Raw genomic sequence first — 18158 nt, 5'->3', positions numbered from 1 at the left:
ATCCTTTGAGTTTTTTAATACTTTCAGTCTAACTCTGTATCTAAATGTAAATCAAGGGATTTATATTTGTTGTTTTTTTGTTGTTGTAAAATACAAGAAATAATCCCGCGAGTTGTTGAAAAAAAACTAAATACAACTACTGTTTATATATACAGTTAAAACTGGAGCAGATCATGGCTTCTGTATTTTTAGAATCCATCCGTGACTTTATGACAACGCGTCGTTATGCCAAACGCACTATAGACACTTACCAATATTGGATAAAATTTTATATTTTATACCATGCTAAAAAACATCCAGCGCAATTGGCAGAGTCGGAGGTTGAGCAATTCTTATCTTATTTAAGTAATCAACGTAATGTTGCAATGAAAACTCAGGCAACGGCTTTAAATGCTTTAGTATTTTTATACCGTCATATTATTCAGCGGCCGTTATCACTTGAGATGAATTTTAATAAATCACTCGTGCCACCTAAATTACCTGTAGTACTGACCCGTGAAGAAATGCAGCGTTTATTATTGGCAATGGATCCAAAGTATAAACTTATCGCTCAGTTACTTTACGGTAGTGGTCTACGTTTAATGGAAGCTGTAAGGCTACGGGTAAAAGATGTCGATTATGACTATGTCTCATTAATGATTTGGCAGGGCAAAGGCAATAAAAACCGCAGAGTAACATTAGCACCCGAACTACTGCCGTTGTTGCGCAGCCAAAGTCACTTGGTAAATGATTACTGGCAACGAGACAAACAAGCAACAGACTATGCCGGTGTCTGGCTTGCGAATGCACTAGCTAGAAAATACCCAGCGGCTCCTTATGAAATGAGCTGGCAATATTTGTTTCCTTCTGCCCAGTTAAGCATGGACCCAGAAAGTAAAAAGCTGCGACGTCACCATATTGATGAAACAACAGCTCGTAAAGCAATTAAGCAGGCAGCAAAGCTGGCAAAAATTCAAAAAAATGTTACCTGCCATACACTACGGCACTCGTTCGCTACCCACTTACTTGAATCCGGTGCAGATATACGCACCGTGCAAGAACAACTCGGCCATAGCGATGTTCGCACCACGCAAATTTATACGCATGTACTTAACAGTGGTGCCAGTGGCGTAAAAAGCCCGTTGTCGCAGCTACTTTAGGTTCTTATTATCTATTGGAGTATCGCGTTTGGGGAATACAAAAAACCCGATAATAATCTTATGTGGATTTGCTGCTGTTAGAAGGGCAAAAAAATAGACCGCAGAGCACTCTCTGATTGTTTAGCTAGGGATATATATCAGCTGCCTGATCAGTCTCACGAGCGAGTCACTCAACAGGACAATGCTTATTTGTAAGCTCCTTGCTTTATATGAATTTTTCTAAAACGCGGCGTCTCTTAACCCTTAATCTTTTTGTGAATCATTGTCTTAACTTTCTAATTTAAATTTTTACGCACACAAAAACGGCATTGCCAGAGCTTTCACCCCATGGGGTTATTTTTTCGTAGTCATGTTCAAACACATGTATTTCAAAATAAGGTTTTAGGGCTTCTTTTAACTGGGCAAAACTAACAGCGACCATTGGGTGCTCGTCGTGCCATACAAATGTTTCGTCTGCTGTTGCTTTATTTATACTGAGCTTTAATGACTGTTTTTCGCCACTGCCACTGTAATTCCAACCAGAGCGGAATGTGAATAAGCTGCCCGCGTTTTCAGCAGTATGCTCTACAAATGAATCGTTATCGATGTGATTTTTATCAACAACGTTAAAGCAAAATATACCACCGGCTTTTAGTGCATGGTGTACGCTTGTAATACAGTCTGTTAATTTATTAATGCCGTCGCAGTAGTGGATTGAATACAAGAAGCAGGTAATTAAATCCACTTGCTCAGGGATCACAAACTCACTCATATTCTGCAATGAAAATTGCGCTTCTGGGCAACGAATAGTTGCTCTATCTAGCATGGGTTGATTTATATCAAGCCCACTACTTTGATAACCGTAATCAATAAAATGACGAACATGTGGGCCCGTGCCGCATGCTAAATCAAGATGCGTATTTCCCTTATTACCAAAGATTTGCTGTAGCCTATGAATAAAATAGCTTTGGGCTTGATAATCTATATCTGCGCACATTAAGTCATAGTAATCAGAAAGGTCTGTGTATAGAGCGTTCGCGGACATATCAGCCTAGTGGTTTGGAGTAGAGTATTTTAAGTCGCGCATAATAAACTAATTATCACCATTAACGAAGCAGATATGAAAGTAAGAGGTTTGTTGGGTTTTGTTTTACTCAACCCAACTTTTAATTTACACATTAACTTAAAGCTTACCGCTGGCAGTTTTAGTTTATCCCTAAATACTTATGTACTTGCACTGATAAGCGCCAGTTTTTTTCAATACAGGTTTCAATTGCCAACTTAGTTGCAGAGACTTTTTGGCTAATTGGTTGCAGGTAAACAAGCTTGGGGGTAACGCCTGTTTTTGCAAATAACTCTTCAAGCTCTACAACGTGTTTTTGCATCGCGATTGGGTGTTTTATTTCATCGGCGCGTTGCATGGCTGAAGTAAGTACGTCGTAGCCGCCACGCATATTAATTTTCGGTGATACCGTCACCCACGTTTGTGCTGGGGCTAAAATCTCAAAAGTGCCGCTGGTTTCTATTTGTGTGCTGTAGCCGTTAGCATGAAGTAATTCGCACACCGGGTTTAAGTCGTACATGCATGGCTCACCGCCGGTGATCACTACATGCTTGGCACGATAAGCACGATCGACAAACAAGTTAAATATTTGCTCAGCTGATGCGTCCGCCCAGTGATCTGAATCAGCCTTTTTCTCAACCGTGTCGTCCAGTGATACTTTATACACATTATCAACTTCCCACGTTTGCTTAGTGTCACACCAAGCGCAACCTACGGGGCAACCTTGTAAACGTAAAAATATTGAAGGCGTGCCGGTAAAGCTCGCTTCGCCTTGAATGGTTTCAAATATTTCATTAATTTTGTACAAAAGAGTCTCACTCACTACTTGGCATTAATTACGAGCATAAACATAGTTTAAAAAATCAAAAAACACGGTCGAAAATTGTTATTTATGCCCCAGCCGTGTAGTATATCGCGCCCTGATATAAACCTCTATTAAAACTAAGAGCAAAACAGTTATGACGCAAAAAGTAGTTGTGATTTACTCCGGCGGTATGGACTCATTTACCGTATTAAATAAAGCCCTGCAGCAAGGCCGCGAGGTATATGCCCTGTCATTTGACTATGGTCAGCGTCATGTAAAAGAGCTTAAAGTTGCAGCCAGTGTGTGTGAAAAGCTTGGCGTACCGCATAAGATAGTTGATATTTCTGCGATCAATCAGTTAATTGGTGGCTCATCGTTAACTGATGATATTGATGTCCCAGAAGGCCACTACGAAGCCGAAAACATGAAAAGCACCATAGTGCCTAATCGCAACATGATTTTGCTGTCACTGGCTGTGGGTTACGCTGTATCACTCAAAGCAAGCCAAGTTTATTACGGTGCTCACTCTGGGGATCATGCGATTTACCCTGATTGCCGTCCTGAATTTGTGCAAAAGATGGATGATTTGTGTCGTATTGCTAATTACGACGCCGTGGAAATTTTCAGCCCGTATTTAAATGACACCAAAATTGACATTCTTACCGATGGTTTAAAAATGGGCTTGGACTACAGCCAAACGTGGACTTGCTATAATGGCCGTGAAAAAGCCTGTGGTAAATGTGGTGCCTGCCAAGAGCGCTTAGAGGCATTTAGCCTTAATAACATTACCGATCCAATCGAGTACGAATAACCCACATTAAAAAAGGCTATCATCGCGATAGCCTTTTTATTATTTACTGAAATAAGTTTACAGCCAACGTTTTACCCGAGACTTGTAATCGCTGTACCCTTGACCAAATATTTTTAATAGAGCCCGCTCCTCTGGAATAATTTGAAACCAAGTTAAGTAACAAATAAAGCCCAGCACACACAATAACGCCCACAGTGATGTTAACCACACTCCCCAACCTGCCAGTATAAAAGCAAAACCAACATACATTGGATTACGTGAAACTTTGTACACACCCGTGGTGACCAGTGCTGACGCTTGATCTGGTTTACTTGGGTTTACAGTGGTTTTTGCTAAGCGAAAACTAACCACCCCAGCGATACAAAAAATACAGCCTATGGTGAGTAAAATAACCGCAACATAAAAAATAAATGTGGTGAAATCAATCACACTGTAGTGGGCAATTACCGCCATCAGCACAGCAAAAAAAAGCACTATAATAATCGGAGGGATTTTATTATTTAGCATAGTAACTCACTGTCGTTGTTAAAATTAGTTAATGCTGCAATTAAACACTCATCACACTGTATCACTGATGAATATACTGCAGAGGTTCATGTTGATACAAATAAAGTTACAATTGTCAGCTTCATCATTTGCGCATTCTGGTTATACTTTACACACTATATAAAATAATAAGGAATACACCATGTCAGGAACTACTATGGTAGTCATGATCGTATTTATCTCTGTTGGGTTTGGGGTAATGTACGATATGTATAAAAAACATTTAGAGTTTAAACACCGTACACTCACCGATAATAAAGAGTCGAATAATCAAATTGCTGCTGTTAATGCTGAAATGCTTGCGTTAAAAGAGCGTGTACAAACATTAGAAGCTATCGTGACTGATCCAAGTTACAGCGTAAAACAAGAAATCAATAAACTGTAAATTTGCCGCGTTTAAAGCGCTTGCAAGTAATCTGGATATAAATGCGCATTTTCTGGCTGCTCAATTCCATGAGCGGCTAAAAACCCACAGATCACTTGCCCGCACCCTTGTGGAGCACGAGAGCTGTCAATTTCAAAATTTAATTGATCGGCATGTTGTTTGCCAAGTTCGCATAATTGCAACGCATGCTGCGAACGCAACACAATACTCAATGCCCCGATTTGCTCTACATTAACGTTTTTACTAAAGCGCGCAAAACCTGCATATTTAAATTGCTCATTTACATAATCATTACTGATCGCTACCAACGCGGTCATCAAGCCATGCAAAAAAGCATTTGCAGATGTATCTGCGGCTAAAAAAATCACTGTTTTTGCGTTAAATTCGCTTAACTGACAGTCAGTACAATTGAGCCGCAGAGTGTAAAGTATGTGCTCATCGGCAATTTTTTGTTGTGTAATTAGAGTCAGTGCAGCTCCAGCAAATAAACATCTAGCAAGTAACTTTATGACACTTTGCGGTTGATGATCAGCAGCCATGGTTAATTGCGGGTTTTGTGCTAATAAAGGTAAATCATGATGGTTATTAAACGGCGTGCTGCTGCCCTGCTCACTATCGAGTTGAAATAGTTCTCTTACTTCGTGTTCACGGGCTATTTTTAACGCTAAAAAAGCGGTTTGGATCAATTCCGAGGTAGGTAAGTTTTCTTCCACAAACCAGCGCCGGCCAAATAATAACTTTTTTGCCTTGGTGCTGCGATAATTATCTGGACTAAGAATCGCCACTTGTAAATAAATTTGCTCATTCTGTTTTGCGGCGAGCACCCGAAAGTGAGTTGAAAACTCAATTTTATCAAGGGTTTCGTTCACGCTTTCGAGGGTATGTTGATAACGTAAAAAATGTTGCGGCACTACCCAGCTCGCGTTACTCAATTGCACGATGGGTGCATAAGCAATTGGCTGCTCACAATTATATAGCAGCTCATTATGAGTATATTTGACTGATGTAAAGTGGTTATTTTTATCTGACATAACTAAACCAAGTAAACTCGCTAACACAAAGCGCTGAAGATGAGTTATTTACGCTGTAACGCTAGTCGATAGATCACAGTGCTGCGTTTAATTTAGCGATATTTTTTGATAATCATCGAGCACATGTTGAAAATATGTACGGTCTTTGTTCAACATCCGAGTATAGTGCGCAACTAATTGTTGCAGATACAATTCGTGCATTTGCTCAGCATTGTCCCACATCTGACTCCCAGTAGCACTCAACGCAGTATTACTGGTAAAACTTAGCTGTATCACTTCGTAAAAACGGTTGTTTTCTTGCACCAGTTGTTCTTTGATAAGTCCTAAACCTAACGCCTGTAAACCTTGTCGTAAGGTATAGGTATGATGCACCGGACAAACAATAAAACTGAGTTGTTCACGAAGCTTTTCAGGGCAATTAGCAACCATTTTTTGTACTAGCCTCAGCAGTAATTCTCCACCGACTCCGGCGATAATGATCAGCTGTTTGGCTGATGGCTGCAGCTCAATTGTAGCTACATCCTGACATAATACTTGCCATTGGCAAGCTGCTTGCTGATCACTAAAACGCGTAAGCGTGTGTTCAAGCTCGTCCATTAACGTAGGCACTATATCAACAAAGTTTATTTGCTTGGCGGCTGCCCGCTTTAAAAGCGCCATACCAAGCAAACCGTGGTCACAACAACAGTCCCAAATTACATCATACGGCGCGCAGATCAACGAATCGATTGCACTGAGGCGGCTACTTAGTTTCATTTAAAGCTAAACTTGAGCCGTTTTATAGATCAATGCTTTTAAGCTACGGTCGCTATCAACATCAACAAAACCATGGGTCGGCGCTAGGCGCTCTACAAATTCAATCGCACCTTGAGTGTGTTCGTCTATCAGCGCTTTAAATGACGCTTCACTTAGCTCTGGACTGTTAGCACATAACAGCAATTGAGTATGGTCATTGAGCAGTTCAGGTAAGCGGCGCAGCACTTTTTGATAATCTTTAGTTAAAATGAAACTGCCTTTTTGAAAGCTTGGCGGATCAACAATAATTAAATCAAAAGGGCCAGCCTTTTTAAGTTTACCAAACGACTTTAATATATCGTGCGGTAAAAAGCTCACACTACGGTCAAAGCCATTAAGTTGATGATTTTGCTTACCGGTGCGCAGTACCCCTTTGTTCATATCCATGTTGATCACACTATCGGCACCGCCACGCATTGCAGCAACCGAAAAACCACAGGTATATGAAAATAAATTCAATACCTTAGCGTGTTTACTATGGGCTTGCACAAACTCCCGACCACGGCGCATATCCGGGAATATACCGGTATTTTGACGGCTCATTAAATCCACTAAAAACTCACTGTCACCTTCTTTAACACTATGCGGGCTCGGTAGTTGACCAAATAACAGTTTATTTTCAGTTTGTTGTCCGGCGCGTTGTTGAAATACCAACGAGGTGATTAATTCTTTAGCGTGTTGTTGTGCCCATTGCCAAAGCTGCTCACTTAATTGCGTTAGCGTTTGTGCGTCAACTTCGTCGTACGACACTAAAAATAAACACGGTGGGTAAAAGTCGATATTTAGATGACTCAAATGCTCGGTAGTGTGACCGCGGCCATGAAACACACGACAAAGTTCATTGTCTGCTAAGGGCGCACTTTCAAGTGCTGTAATAAGGGGCGTAAAATTATGCATTTTTAATTAACTGTTGTTGTAATTCATGGATTTCATCACGAACGGATGCGGCTTTTTCAAATTCTAAATCACTAGCGTATGCATGCATTTTGGTTTCGAGTTGCTTAATTTGCACTGCGATCTCTTTTGCACTGAGCACTTGCTTACTTTGTTTTCGGATCAGCTGTAAATTATCTTGTGGGCCGGCTCGCTCACCAACATCCATAATGTCAGTAATTTTCTTCAATAAGGCTTGTGGTTCAAGGCCATGCTTAATGTTGTAAGCGTGTTGAATATCGCGGCGACGCTGAGTTTCATCAATAGCTTTGGCCATTGATTTAGTGACTCGATCACCGTATAAAATTGCCCGACCATTTAAGTGACGAGCCGCACGACCAATGGTTTGAATTAATGCGCGAGCTGAACGTAAAAAGCCCTCTTTATCAGCATCGAGTATTGCAACTAGCGATACTTCTGGCATATCTAAACCTTCACGCAGTAAGTTAATACCCACTAACACATCAAACACCCCAGCGCGAAAATCACGAATAATTTCGACCCGTTCAACGGTATCGATATCCGAATGCAAGTAACGCACTTTTACATCATGTTCAGATAAGTAATCCGTTAAATCTTCAGCCATGCGCTTAGTAAGTGTGGTTACTAGCACGCGTTCATCAATTGCTACGCGTTTATATATCTCTGACAATAAGTCATCAACTTGAGTTGCCACTGGGCGTACTTCAATTTGTGGATCTAGTAATCCTGTGGGGCGAATAACCTGCTCGGCAATATCATCTCCACAACGTTCAAGTTCAAAATCACCCGGGGTTGCTGATACATAAATTGTTTGCGGTGCTATGGCTTCAAATTCTTCAAAGCGTAGTGGCCGGTTATCCATCGCCGACGGCATACGAAAACCGTATTCCACGAGATTTTCTTTACGGCTACGATCGCCTTTATACATAGCGCCGATTTGCGATACCGTAACGTGAGATTCGTCAATAATCATTAACGCATCTTCAGGAAGATAATCAAGCAAGGTTGGCGGTGGATCGCCCGGCGTGCGACCAGATAAATATCGGCTGTAGTTTTCGATGCCAGAGCAATAACCAAGCTCGGTCATCATTTCAATATCGTATTGTGTACGTTGTGCCACGCGTTGCTCTTCGACCAGTTTATTAGCACTGAGTAACTGCGCACGACGGTCTTTTAATTCAGCTTTAATATGCTCAACCGCATCAAGAATTTTATCTCTGGGTGTCACATAGTGCGTTTTAGGATAGATAGTTGCGCGGACTATGTGTTTTTCAACCGCGCCGGTAAGCGGGTCAAAAATACTTAGCCGTTCTATTTCGTCATCAAACATTTCTACACGCACTGCAAAAGTGTCTGACTCAGCAGGGAATATATCCACAACTTCACCGCGAACCCGATACGTACCGCGGCTAAAATCAATATCATTTCGCGTATATTGAATTTCAGCTAGTCGGCGCAGCATATCGCGTTGATCAACTTTTTCGCCCACTTTTAACAACAGCATCATCTTCATGTATGATTTTGGATCGCCCAAACCATATATGGCTGATACTGATGCCACTATAATTGTATCCCTACGCTCTAATAGCGCTTTGGTAGCACTTAGGCGCATCTGCTCTATGTGTTCGTTTATCGAGGCATCTTTTTCAATAAAGGTATCGCTTGCAACAACATACGCTTCTGGCTGATAGTAATCATAATACGAAACAAAATATTCAACCGCGTTGTGCGGAAAAAACTCTTTCATTTCGCCGTATAACTGCGCTGCTAAGGTTTTATTATGCGCCATGATGATCGTTGGGCGATTCAAATCATTGATAATATTAGCCATGGTAAATGTTTTACCAGTACCTGTTGCCCCTAATAATGTTTGATGAGCAAGTCCGGCTTCTAACCCTTCACATAACTGCGCAATCGCGGTGGGTTGATCCCCCGCAGGTTTAAATTTAGATACCAGTTGAAAATGGTCGCTCATGCTTGGCACTCCTGTACAGCTTGGTTACTGATCATATTCAGCTCTTTGATAAACCATTTATAAGCTATTATTGCAGTAAATAAATTACCCAGCGCTGCGCCGATCAGCAAGCCTGGTAAACCGGCATATAAATTACCGACATAAGCAAATGGAATATAAAAAATAAATAATCGGATCACACTTAGAATTAATGCATTCATTGGTTTGTGTAAGGCATTGAACGATGAATTAGACAAAATAATTATCCCTTGCAAACCGTAACTTAGCGGCAAGGTAAAAATAAATAATTTGATCACATCGATAACCATCTGCTCTTTACCAAACAACTCACTGATCACTCCTGAAAATGCAATGAGCAGTAAATAAATAATAAACTGCCAAATCATCACAAATTTTAATGTTGTGGTGTACGCCTCTTTAACACGGTTAAGTTTACCAGCACCAAAGTTTTGACTAATAAACGGCGGTAACGTCATCGATAAAGCTAACACCACCAGACTGGCAATTGATTCAATACGACTGCCTACGCCAAAAGCAGCAACAGCCTCAGGTCCATGATGAGCAACCATGGCAATCATCACCGCCATTGCAACTGGTGTTAACATATTTGCACCTGCCGCTGGCAAACCAATTTTAAGAATTTTTCGAATAGAGCTTAATGGGGTTTGGTTATTTGCATTTAGGCTCAGCAAGCCTTTTTTTACTGCTAGCAAATATAAAATAATGACAACGGCTACCGACCATGCGATGACGCTGGCAATCGCAGCGCCTTTAATGCCAAATGCAGGAATTGGCCCAAAGCCAAAAATCAATACTGGGTCGAGTACGGCATTGATAAGCCCCGCTCCCCCCATCACTATGCTAGGCGTTTTAGTGTCACCGCTGGCACGTAACACTGAGTTACCAACCATAGGGGTAATTAAAAATACACTGCCTAAAAACCACACACTCATATACTCATGGATCAGCGGCAACACTTGCTCCCCTGCTCCCAGCAATTTAAATATCGGGGAAATAAACAGATAACCAAATAGCGATAAACATACCACCATCACCACTGCAATTAATAATGCGATGCTGGCATCAAAACGTGCTTCTTCAATATTATTACTACCCAATGCCTTGGCAATAACCGCTGACGTACCGATACCCAAACCAATAGCTAGGCTGATCACGGTAAAGGTTACCGGAAAAGTAAAACTGACAGCAGCTAATGGCTCAGTTCCCAATAAGCTAATAAAAAATGTATCGACAATATTGAACATCATTAACGTGATCATGCCGAAAATCATCGGCACAGTCATTTTCTTCAAGGTCGGTACTATTGGATCGTTTAATAAATCGGGAGCTGAGTTGCTCTGCAAAGTTGCGCGCATGGGAATAAATAAACCTCTTTTATTAAGCGTGGTATTTTAAAGCATCAGGGCTTTTCAAGCCACGCATTTATCAAGTGATTATAAATTGATTACAAAAACGCCTAAAAAAGCATAGAAAAGTGTTCTTTTTACGTGTTTAGCGATGATTTCACTTCGAACCTCTACTAAAAACAATAAAAATACATTTTTATAACCTTTATCACAAAAACATCGCGACTGGTGCTGCATTTTTACACAAAAATTGCGCTAATCGAATCGTTACGAATAAATTTACTCATCAACGAAGCTCTTTTCAGCTTATTTTTTCAAGTCATTGTTTTAAAATGAGATAAAAAAACTGTTTTAAATGCTTGATATCCTCACAGTGCCCTAAAAATATGGCTCTGCCAACGTTCTTAAAGTTTCATAAACAGAGTTATCCACAGAAACCGTGGATAACTCTTGCAAAGCCACGTTAATAAAGGCGTGCAAAGGGGCGGCTTAAACACGCTAACGGCAATGTTGGCAAATACTAACTTTAGACAATTTGAGTTAAATAGCTCATAAAACTGTAGCCGACGACCAAATTTGATAATTAGCACGGGTTTAAATGATAATTCTTTTTTTATCACTTATGCCGCGCGGGCTAAGGTGATAAACGGTGGTCAATAAAAAAGCAGCTTTCGCTGCTTTTTTATTCGGTGGTAGTCTTTGCCAACTTGAGAAGTGCTGAGATAGGTTGCGATAGGTCTTCACCAGTCTCATATTGCCTGTCTATAAGCTCCTCAGCGCCTCTAATCAACTCGATGAACTCACCGTGAGGGTTATTAGTAAAGTGCTTTAAATGGGACGTACGGCTCGCTAGCTTACGATTACGTACTAAATCTACAATATCCTTTGGCACACCTTCTTGACTCAATAAACTGCATAACTCTGATAACGATTCATCGGTTATCTTTTGCAAATGCCTTTCGGGTATTTTTACCATCGCCTCTAGCATATAGAAGCGATAAGAGAAAACGCCTAAAGCGACAATGCCGCAAAGCAACAACAATACAATAAGAACATCCATAATAACTTACCTTTCAACTCGCCTCGGGATAGCAACGCTAGTGCAAGAAACAAAAGATTTGCGTTAATCCCTATGCTGTAAACATCCCAAAGTAACCAACTATCGTCACTGTATTCATTTGGCCTACCACTAAGATTCAATCCCATAATGTTGCGATCAATAAACATTAAAGTGTTTAAAAATGCGTTTATGGCCATAGTAATAAACACCAGTTTAACTTGAGGTTTAAACAGCACACCTAGTAACCAATGAATTACAACAACAAAAAATGCTTGCAGCAGTGACAATAGCGCCCATGCTAAATACCAAAAGTATATCTGCTTATCTACGTCTAAACTGCCTACAAGCTGACCATGAAACAAGTCTCCTAAAGCTAAACCAGTAGCCATTACACCTGCTGATATAGCGATAGAAACGCGTTTAGGTATTGAATATAAAGCCACACAAAACACAACAATATATGCGATTAACTCAACCTTGTTTATCGTGTATCCAAAAACTAGATCAAGTATCGATGTTTGCATTACAGTGGTTTTTTGTCTTTGGGGGGGTGTGCTCCACCGCCGTTCATTAGTTTCATTTCTGATTCTAATGCTGCTGCAAAATCAACTTTCTGTTCCGTTGTTGGTTTTACTTGTGGTTTGTTTTGCTGCTGTAATGCGTTTGCATTAGATAGATTGATAGAATTATCAATTTTCATATTTAAACTCCTTTATTATTAAATATGGCCGCAAAATTTACATTAACGTTTCTATTCTTACAACAAAACAGTACGTTTACACTTCAATTTCAGAAAAAGGTAGTAGAGGCGCAGCGCCTACTATGCGCCCATTTTCTACGTATACCGCGCCTGTTTGAACGCTATCACCTAGTACAACACTTTTGCTGCTGTCGCTGTATTCGACTAGCGTGGTGCCGTTTGTGTTAACTGTGACTATTGTTGCTATGGTGCGCTGGGTTTTATCCAGTACTGAGCCGAGTCTGTTTAGTGTGTTAGACATTGCTTACCACCTGTATTGTTTGGCTAACTGTAATAGCGCCTTGGTCGCTGATACTGGCGTTAATTGTCATGCTATCGCACGTCGCTTTAAAAACTGAATCTGTGTAAGTGATACCAACTAACATACCTGGTCTGATTGGTGGCAAGTCGTCTAAAATTTTGGTTCTTATTGTTGTATTTTGTTTCTTACCGCTGTTAGCCAGCTCGCACGTTCCGCGCTGACGAGCTGCCTGATTATGTGTAATTAGCGTGTCTACAACATCATTGGCAAACTGATCACCTAGCGTACCAGCTCGTTTGATTTTACATGCTACGCCTTGCTGTTCACCGCGCACAAATACCGCGTTATATTCCTGGCTTATTGTTTGGCTACTGCTGTGCTCAAGTATGATTGAATCGTTAAGGATCACATCACAGATTGCATTGGCTGTATCCCATGGCACTACGGGCCATGCTGGGACCACTGAGACAGTTTTAGTTGCGTCGTTAATATCGAGTATTGCGCCAACTGACTTAGCCACACTTAACAGTGCCGCAGCTGGGGTTAAATTTGTATAAGTAAACGCGCCTGTAGGGATTGGATAATCAATCATTTTATTATCGAGTAACCACCCCGTATTAACGAGTATGTCAGACATGATCCCCGCTAAAGTTTTTGCAGTTGGATTAGCGTAGTTAGTAGCCCTTGCGTAAGGGTTAGATAGTAACGCAAAACGACTGCGACAACTTGCGCTGTAGCTTTGATTAGCAAAGCGATTGCTTGTGCTTGGCTGCTCACAAATGACATAAAAGTCATAGCCATTTATCGAGATTTTAAGCTCTTGGCCCAGGGCGCGTTCAAAGTCGATGCGTGAGCAAAATTTAATATTGCATGTAGCGCTAAATTGGCCGCGTGATATTGAGTAATTAACGCTGTTGATTAGTATTTTTAAATCGTCTGAAACACGCACACAATTGATTGTTGGCTGCATGATATATGTATTCCTAATTTGTGGCTCTATGGGGATTTTGCGGTCAATGGTTGGTACGTCATCATCACCGCGCACTAAGCCGCCGGGTAGCCCCCAATAGCAAACTTTGTCGGGGTTGTTAAAGCGCATGACTAAGCGGCCATTGTGTACCGTTGCTGGCGCTGTAAACTCTAAATTTACATAGCCTTTAAATGGGTGATTACGCCAATAACAAATGTACTCTTTGTCTGTCTCACCGTAGTGGATCACAAACTCGCTGGACTCTAAAAATGGCTTAACATGCCAATGCAGTTCGCGAGCCGTTTTTAATAGTTCTGAGCTGTTCCAAAGCGCTTTATGCTCGGTTTGATCAACATCTAACTGAGTTAACCAGTTAAAATTCTTTTCGTTATATTCAATTGCAGTGATGATTTTATACGGCATTTGAATAACGTTTGATATATAGCCGCTGTTACCCCATTTAATGCTATTTTGTGCTGTAACTAATGCAATGGTTTGCCAGTCAAAACTAAATGCCGCAGGGGTTAATTCAACGTTGCTAAAAGCCGTTTCAAGCTCGGTTTTAATAGAATCTGTTTGCCATGCGAGAGCTTTACTTTGTGTTATTAATGATGGGTTTAACCAGCTTAAATCTGATTCGATGCCAATGTTAGCTTGTAAAAAAGGTAGCGTTGGATCAACTGGCCCTGTGTCATCACCAAATCTGATTATCAGTGGTGATTGATTTATTGCATAAGGTTTAGTAAATCGCATCAACAACGCGGCATCATTACCCATGACATCCATGTCATTATTTTGATAGCTTAATTGAATAGGCGATTTATTAACCTGATATGGATTAATAAAGCGTAATTCAATCATGCTACTGGCGGCTCGTAGGGTAATGGGTTAGTTGGATCAAATACAACTGCATCAACAAGCATGCCTTGTATATGATCTGCTATTTGTGCATTAAATTGCTCATTATCATCAAGTATCACACACATTAAACTGGGGTTAAGGGCCGTTTCTTTTGGAAAGAATTTAAAAAATTGACCACTTACACGTTGATGCCATATCAAAGTGCCACTTTTACGATCAAATACCTGCAAACGCTCAGCGTCTGGATCAACATCTATTGATAATGCTGAAACAATATTCGTTAATTGCGGCCATAAAATAATTGGTTCAAACAAATGCATTACCACTGCTCCATATTAATCCATACAGCACTAGCCCTTCCTCCTGTAGATGGTAGATTCAGGTGAACTTGATTATTAATTATTGGAGTGTAATAAAGTGCTTCATCAAAAAAACCAACTTGCTGAGAGACAAATAACCCAGGGATAACCCCCCGTATTGCAGGGTTCGTAACCGAGTTGTAAGTTTCAGCATATTCAGATCTGTGATAATCGTAGCTGTTATTAAATATATAAGCTGGAGACATAAATGTTATCTCTGGCGTTTCTTTTTTTACCACTGAATCTTCAATATTATTTCGACCTGAACCAAGAAGTGTTCTTATTGTGTACTGCCAAACACTTGGAGGAGAGTCTAGCGTATACCCTTTTATTGATGATGATGCCGCGCCGTCGACTAATTTTCCTGATAAATACGCGGTTGAACCGGGGTTAGTGTCATCATTTAGTCCTGTATAACCTCCGAATAAAATAAATCTATTTTGGTCGCTTGGAATTATTTTATTAAAATCACCAACAAAAAAAGCAGGGTAATAAAGATTTTGAAGGCTTGATACAGACTGATGCGTTGTCATTTTAGTAATAAAGTAAAACGCATGCGATGTACCTATTACCAACCATTGAGGGAACAAATCATAACCAAAGGTGCCACCCTTCATTTTATATGTTGACTTTGGTGACGCTTGAATAATATTTTCAAAATCAATGAATGATTGGCAACATTGAATAATAACTTTCTCACCTACTTCATCACCTCCTAAAGCTGATTTCAAAACAAAGCTGCCACCAGAACCGCCAGCGGTGACATCATTAGTAAAAGATATTTTATTTATTGCTTCTTCAAGCTGCACTTGCCAACCTAGCGGCTGTTTATCACCGTACCCTTCAACTAGACACTTTTTAAAAACATTAATAAATTCACTAGGTCTGCCATCTACTATTTGCGGCGCGCCGGGGTCGTCCCATCTATAAACTGTTACTGGTAAAGCCATAATTTTAATCCTTATTTCCACGAAAACTGAGTGTTGAATTGTCACGTACTATTTCAGAATGCCCGGGTGATACTGAGCGTGTAACCATTGTTGGTTTACTGGCCGCTAGAGTCTCGAATAAAAAAACTTCACCGGGGTTTAGTCCTGCGCCAAACGCATCGGCGCGTAATATAAAATACGGTGCGCCCGCGAATGAGTTAATCGGCGCACAGTCGTTTAGCGTATCGCCGCTGTAAATGTTGCCTACCGACTCACCGATTACGTTGTAAGCGGTGGTTGATGTAAACACGATGGCCCAGCGCTGTGCTATTGCACCAATGTTGGTTAGTTCAATTGGATATTGAGTTGTATTGATAGCGCTTGATGCAGCCGCGCCAGTATCACCAAAATTGTTTTGCCATGCCGCGAGTGTGCGTTCGTCTTTTGTTTGCGCTTGAAAGTCACCCAGCACTTGCACACTGCTAACCGTTGCGCCTGCGGGATAAGCACGGTTTAGCGGTGTTAGTAGGCTTAATGTGTTGCTGTCTATTGCGTCAATCAATGCAAGTTCAGACTGAATTGCAGTGATAATAAACGGCGGTGAAAATGCGCTTATACCTGCGTTTATTGTGATATTACCCGTTGCAGAATCATAGCTGTAATTGTCATCAGTCACAGACCAACAACTTGCACCTAAACTGTCAACAATATCGATAAAGTCAGCATCAGCTAAAACGTTAATCGTTTGGCCGATGGTTAAGCTCGCAGCCGCTGTGCGTTCACGGTTCTGTACGCTAACAGGGTTAAACGTATGAAAAATTGGCACAGTGCCATTATTTGGTAGCGTTGAAGTATCAAAGCCACCCGGCGGCGCGGGTACTGTGGTTACTTCAATTTCGTTATAATCAAAGCGAATTGAGTCGGGCTTAACATCTTCACTAAATGCTAAATCTACATAGCCCGTTGCGCTTACTGTACCTGTGCAATTAGTGCCTGTGATATTACCGCTTAAGTCGCTAGACGCTGAGAACGTGGCACCCGCTACGGTTTCAAACGTAATATAAACCGAGTCACGCGCAAAGTTACTGCTCGGTAACTGCCAGCGCTTAGCATTGATTGTTAACGCACCTTTTTGAATTAATGCGCCAAGGTTTTCGGTTACTGTTCCGTTATAATCAACGCTATCAATTTCTGTGATTACGCCAGTATCATAATCAATGGTCGCAAACACATAGCCGCCGGATATAAAACGGCCTTGGCTATCGTCTTTATATACTGTTTCGTCACCCGTTTTTTTAAGCTTAGCCGAGCCTTTTAAAACGGTTTCACCAGCGCCCAAGGTGATCACTGCACTCGTTGTAAATGAATGAAACCTAAAATCTTGATTTGATAAATAGTAAAGCGTGAAATATTGGTCTTTAGCCACGGCGGGGTTCAATTTTGCACAAGAGAATGTACCATTTTGATAACGCAGTGAATTAAGCTCACCAGCTCCAGCATTGATTTTCAGTGTTTTAACGCCTCTTATCACGTTGCTGGGCTGGTCCAAGTAGCTGGTGTCGTAATACCATGTGTATTGATACTCACCATAAAATGTAGGCTCAGCTTCTAAAACATCATCAACACTAATGTTTATTTGAGTAATTTCACCGTAGCTTAAAATGCGCTTAGTACGGTAAATACTAAATGGCTCTGAATCGGGTTTAAGTCCTATCTTTGTATTAACTGTGGTAATACTTGGCGTTAACGTGCGTGTAATTGATTCCACGCTTAGCTCTTGGCCCTGCGCATCCACTGGTGCAGTAATTATACTGGTGCCGTGAAATTTAGTGCTAGCAAGCCCAAGATAAGGCAGCATTTCTGCAACGGTATCGGTGTCTTTGAGGTCTTTAGCTTCAACAAGCAATACGTTTACAAGCGGGTCGTCTGGCTGGTCGCTTAGAAATATATGCGCGTCTTGCAAACGGCTTGAATCGTCTGTGCTTAATGCTGGGTATAATTTGACGAGATCAAATGATGATCGGGCATGGTCAATATCACTGATTGAGCTAAACACATCGTTAAGTTTACCGCTAACAATCGCGTTACTGGTGCGGTGTCCGCCAGCGTGTGGCTCGTTGCCAATGCGTTGCGGCTTAAATATTTTTAAATCGGTTCTTTTCATTAT

The 18158-nt window shown here is 41.0% G+C and carries 19 protein-coding genes; 3 read left to right on the top strand and 16 right to left on the bottom strand.

What is annotated here, in order from left to right; all coding sequences use genetic code 11:
* Positions 1 to 173: 173 nt before the first annotated feature.
* Complete coding sequence (locus tag H5180_RS09230; protein WP_182758111.1) at positions 174 to 1139, top strand: integron integrase; 966 nt, start codon at positions 174 to 176, stop codon at positions 1137 to 1139.
* A 280-nt stretch (positions 1140 to 1419) separates the two neighbouring features.
* Here H5180_RS09230 and H5180_RS09225 read toward each other — a convergent pair whose 3' ends face one another.
* Both H5180_RS09225 and queE read right to left on the bottom strand, forming a co-directional pair.
* On the bottom strand, positions 1420 to 2163 hold the full coding sequence (locus H5180_RS09225) for a class I SAM-dependent methyltransferase (RefSeq protein ID WP_145240747.1): 744 nt from the start codon (positions 2161 to 2163) through the stop codon (positions 1420 to 1422).
* A gap of 160 nt (positions 2164 to 2323) precedes the next feature.
* Complete coding sequence (queE, locus tag H5180_RS09220) at positions 2324 to 2989, bottom strand: 7-carboxy-7-deazaguanine synthase QueE (RefSeq protein WP_145240771.1); 666 nt, start codon at positions 2987 to 2989, stop codon at positions 2324 to 2326.
* A gap of 127 nt (positions 2990 to 3116) precedes the next feature.
* On the opposite strand from queE, the gene queC reads away from it, so the two are divergent.
* On the top strand, positions 3117 to 3797 hold the full coding sequence (gene queC / locus H5180_RS09215; protein WP_257326361.1) for a 7-cyano-7-deazaguanine synthase QueC: 681 nt from the start codon (positions 3117 to 3119) through the stop codon (positions 3795 to 3797).
* Positions 3798 to 3854: 57 nt separating this feature from the next.
* Here the strand turns inward: queC and H5180_RS09210 are convergent, their stop codons facing one another.
* Positions 3855 to 4304 (bottom strand): isoprenylcysteine carboxylmethyltransferase family protein, encoded by a 450-nt coding sequence (locus H5180_RS09210; RefSeq protein ID WP_182758110.1) that lies wholly within the window; start codon positions 4302 to 4304, stop codon positions 3855 to 3857.
* A gap of 181 nt (positions 4305 to 4485) precedes the next feature.
* Between H5180_RS09210 and H5180_RS09205 the strand changes: the two genes are divergently transcribed.
* A complete protein-coding gene (locus tag H5180_RS09205) occupies positions 4486 to 4728 on the top strand; it encodes a hypothetical protein (protein WP_182732466.1) in 243 nt (80 codons plus the stop codon).
* A gap of 11 nt (positions 4729 to 4739) precedes the next feature.
* Here H5180_RS09205 and H5180_RS09200 read toward each other — a convergent pair whose 3' ends face one another.
* The 13 genes from H5180_RS09200 to H5180_RS09140 all read right to left on the bottom strand — a co-directional run bounded on the left by H5180_RS09200 (position 4740) and on the right by H5180_RS09140 (position 18155).
* Positions 4740 to 5759 (bottom strand): hypothetical protein, encoded by a 1020-nt coding sequence (locus H5180_RS09200; RefSeq protein ID WP_182732467.1) that lies wholly within the window; start codon positions 5757 to 5759, stop codon positions 4740 to 4742.
* An 87-nt stretch (positions 5760 to 5846) separates the two neighbouring features.
* The gene (locus tag H5180_RS09195) at positions 5847 to 6515 is read right to left on the bottom strand and encodes a tRNA (adenine(22)-N(1))-methyltransferase TrmK (protein ID WP_182758109.1); all 669 of its coding nucleotides are present in this window, start codon (positions 6513 to 6515) and stop codon (positions 5847 to 5849) included.
* A 6-nt stretch (positions 6516 to 6521) separates the two neighbouring features.
* Positions 6522 to 7451, bottom strand: a complete 930-nt coding sequence (locus H5180_RS09190; protein WP_182758108.1) for a class I SAM-dependent methyltransferase — start codon at positions 7449 to 7451, stop codon at positions 6522 to 6524.
* Complete coding sequence (gene uvrB, locus H5180_RS09185; RefSeq protein ID WP_145240732.1) at positions 7444 to 9444, bottom strand: excinuclease ABC subunit UvrB; 2001 nt, start codon at positions 9442 to 9444, stop codon at positions 7444 to 7446. Before uvrB ends, H5180_RS09190 begins: the two co-directional genes overlap by 8 nt.
* The gene (locus H5180_RS09180; RefSeq protein WP_145240731.1) at positions 9441 to 10820 is read right to left on the bottom strand and encodes an MATE family efflux transporter; all 1380 of its coding nucleotides are present in this window, start codon (positions 10818 to 10820) and stop codon (positions 9441 to 9443) included. The genes uvrB and H5180_RS09180 overlap by 4 nt, the downstream gene beginning before the upstream one ends.
* A gap of 673 nt (positions 10821 to 11493) precedes the next feature.
* Positions 11494 to 11871: a hypothetical protein gene (locus H5180_RS09175; protein ID WP_244270415.1), complete on the bottom strand. Its 378-nt coding sequence runs from the start codon at positions 11869 to 11871 to the stop codon at positions 11494 to 11496.
* On the bottom strand, positions 11823 to 12314 hold the full coding sequence (locus H5180_RS09170; protein ID WP_310736494.1) for a hypothetical protein: 492 nt from the start codon (positions 12312 to 12314) through the stop codon (positions 11823 to 11825). The genes H5180_RS09175 and H5180_RS09170 overlap by 49 nt, the downstream gene beginning before the upstream one ends.
* Positions 12315 to 12394: 80 nt before the next feature.
* Positions 12395 to 12571, bottom strand: coding sequence for a hypothetical protein (locus tag H5180_RS09165; RefSeq protein ID WP_182758106.1), 177 nt, complete (start codon positions 12569 to 12571; stop codon positions 12395 to 12397).
* Between the two features lie 76 nt (positions 12572 to 12647).
* Positions 12648 to 12872 (bottom strand): hypothetical protein, encoded by a 225-nt coding sequence (locus H5180_RS09160; protein WP_182758105.1) that lies wholly within the window; start codon positions 12870 to 12872, stop codon positions 12648 to 12650.
* Entirely contained in the window at positions 12865 to 14703 is a 1839-nt protein-coding gene (locus H5180_RS09155; RefSeq protein WP_182758104.1) for a hypothetical protein, read from the bottom strand. The genes H5180_RS09160 and H5180_RS09155 overlap by 8 nt, the downstream gene beginning before the upstream one ends.
* Positions 14700 to 15023 carry a hypothetical protein gene (locus H5180_RS09150; RefSeq protein WP_138555816.1) on the bottom strand — a complete coding sequence of 108 codons (324 nt, stop codon included), beginning with the start codon at positions 15021 to 15023 and terminating at the stop codon, positions 14700 to 14702. The genes H5180_RS09155 and H5180_RS09150 overlap by 4 nt, the downstream gene beginning before the upstream one ends.
* Positions 15023 to 16012, bottom strand: coding sequence for a hypothetical protein (locus H5180_RS09145; RefSeq protein ID WP_182758103.1), 990 nt, complete (start codon positions 16010 to 16012; stop codon positions 15023 to 15025). The genes H5180_RS09150 and H5180_RS09145 overlap by 1 nt, the downstream gene beginning before the upstream one ends.
* Before the next feature lie 4 nt (positions 16013 to 16016).
* Positions 16017 to 18155, bottom strand: a complete 2139-nt coding sequence (locus H5180_RS09140; protein ID WP_182758102.1) for a hypothetical protein — start codon at positions 18153 to 18155, stop codon at positions 16017 to 16019.
* Positions 18156 to 18158 lie beyond the last annotated feature (3 nt).

Origin of the sequence: Pseudoalteromonas sp. SR41-4, from assembly GCF_014163985.1 — a bacterium.
GTDB classification, from domain to species: Bacteria; Pseudomonadota; Gammaproteobacteria; order Enterobacterales; family Alteromonadaceae; genus Pseudoalteromonas; species Pseudoalteromonas rhizosphaerae.
Note: the sequence above shows the minus strand (reverse complement) of the source record. Positions and strands in the feature narration are given on the sequence as shown.

Coding starts and splice junctions, on each gene's coding strand:
- H5180_RS09180 (WP_145240731.1), bottom strand. CDS start 10,820: ATGCGCGCAACTTTGCAGAGCAACTCAGCTCCCGATTTATTAAACGAT.
- H5180_RS09150 (WP_138555816.1), bottom strand. CDS start 15,023: ATGCATTTGTTTGAACCAATTATTTTATGGCCGCAATTAACGAATATT.
- H5180_RS09230 (WP_182758111.1), top strand. CDS start 174: ATGGCTTCTGTATTTTTAGAATCCATCCGTGACTTTATGACAACGCGT.
- H5180_RS09175 (WP_244270415.1), bottom strand. CDS start 11,871: ATGGATGTTCTTATTGTATTGTTGTTGCTTTGCGGCATTGTCGCTTTA.
- H5180_RS09160 (WP_182758105.1), bottom strand. CDS start 12,872: ATGTCTAACACACTAAACAGACTCGGCTCAGTACTGGATAAAACCCAG.
- H5180_RS09200 (WP_182732467.1), bottom strand. CDS start 5,759: ATGTCAGATAAAAATAACCACTTTACATCAGTCAAATATACTCATAAT.
- H5180_RS09225 (WP_145240747.1), bottom strand. CDS start 2,163: ATGTCCGCGAACGCTCTATACACAGACCTTTCTGATTACTATGACTTA.
- uvrB (WP_145240732.1), bottom strand. CDS start 9,444: ATGAGCGACCATTTTCAACTGGTATCTAAATTTAAACCTGCGGGGGAT.
- H5180_RS09190 (WP_182758108.1), bottom strand. CDS start 7,451: ATGCATAATTTTACGCCCCTTATTACAGCACTTGAAAGTGCGCCCTTA.
- H5180_RS09165 (WP_182758106.1), bottom strand. CDS start 12,571: ATGAAAATTGATAATTCTATCAATCTATCTAATGCAAACGCATTACAG.
- H5180_RS09140 (WP_182758102.1), bottom strand. CDS start 18,155: ATGAAAAGAACCGATTTAAAAATATTTAAGCCGCAACGCATTGGCAAC.
- H5180_RS09195 (WP_182758109.1), bottom strand. CDS start 6,515: ATGAAACTAAGTAGCCGCCTCAGTGCAATCGATTCGTTGATCTGCGCG.
- H5180_RS09145 (WP_182758103.1), bottom strand. CDS start 16,012: ATGGCTTTACCAGTAACAGTTTATAGATGGGACGACCCCGGCGCGCCG.
- H5180_RS09155 (WP_182758104.1), bottom strand. CDS start 14,703: ATGATTGAATTACGCTTTATTAATCCATATCAGGTTAATAAATCGCCT.
- H5180_RS09205 (WP_182732466.1), top strand. CDS start 4,486: ATGTCAGGAACTACTATGGTAGTCATGATCGTATTTATCTCTGTTGGG.
- H5180_RS09210 (WP_182758110.1), bottom strand. CDS start 4,304: ATGCTAAATAATAAAATCCCTCCGATTATTATAGTGCTTTTTTTTGCT.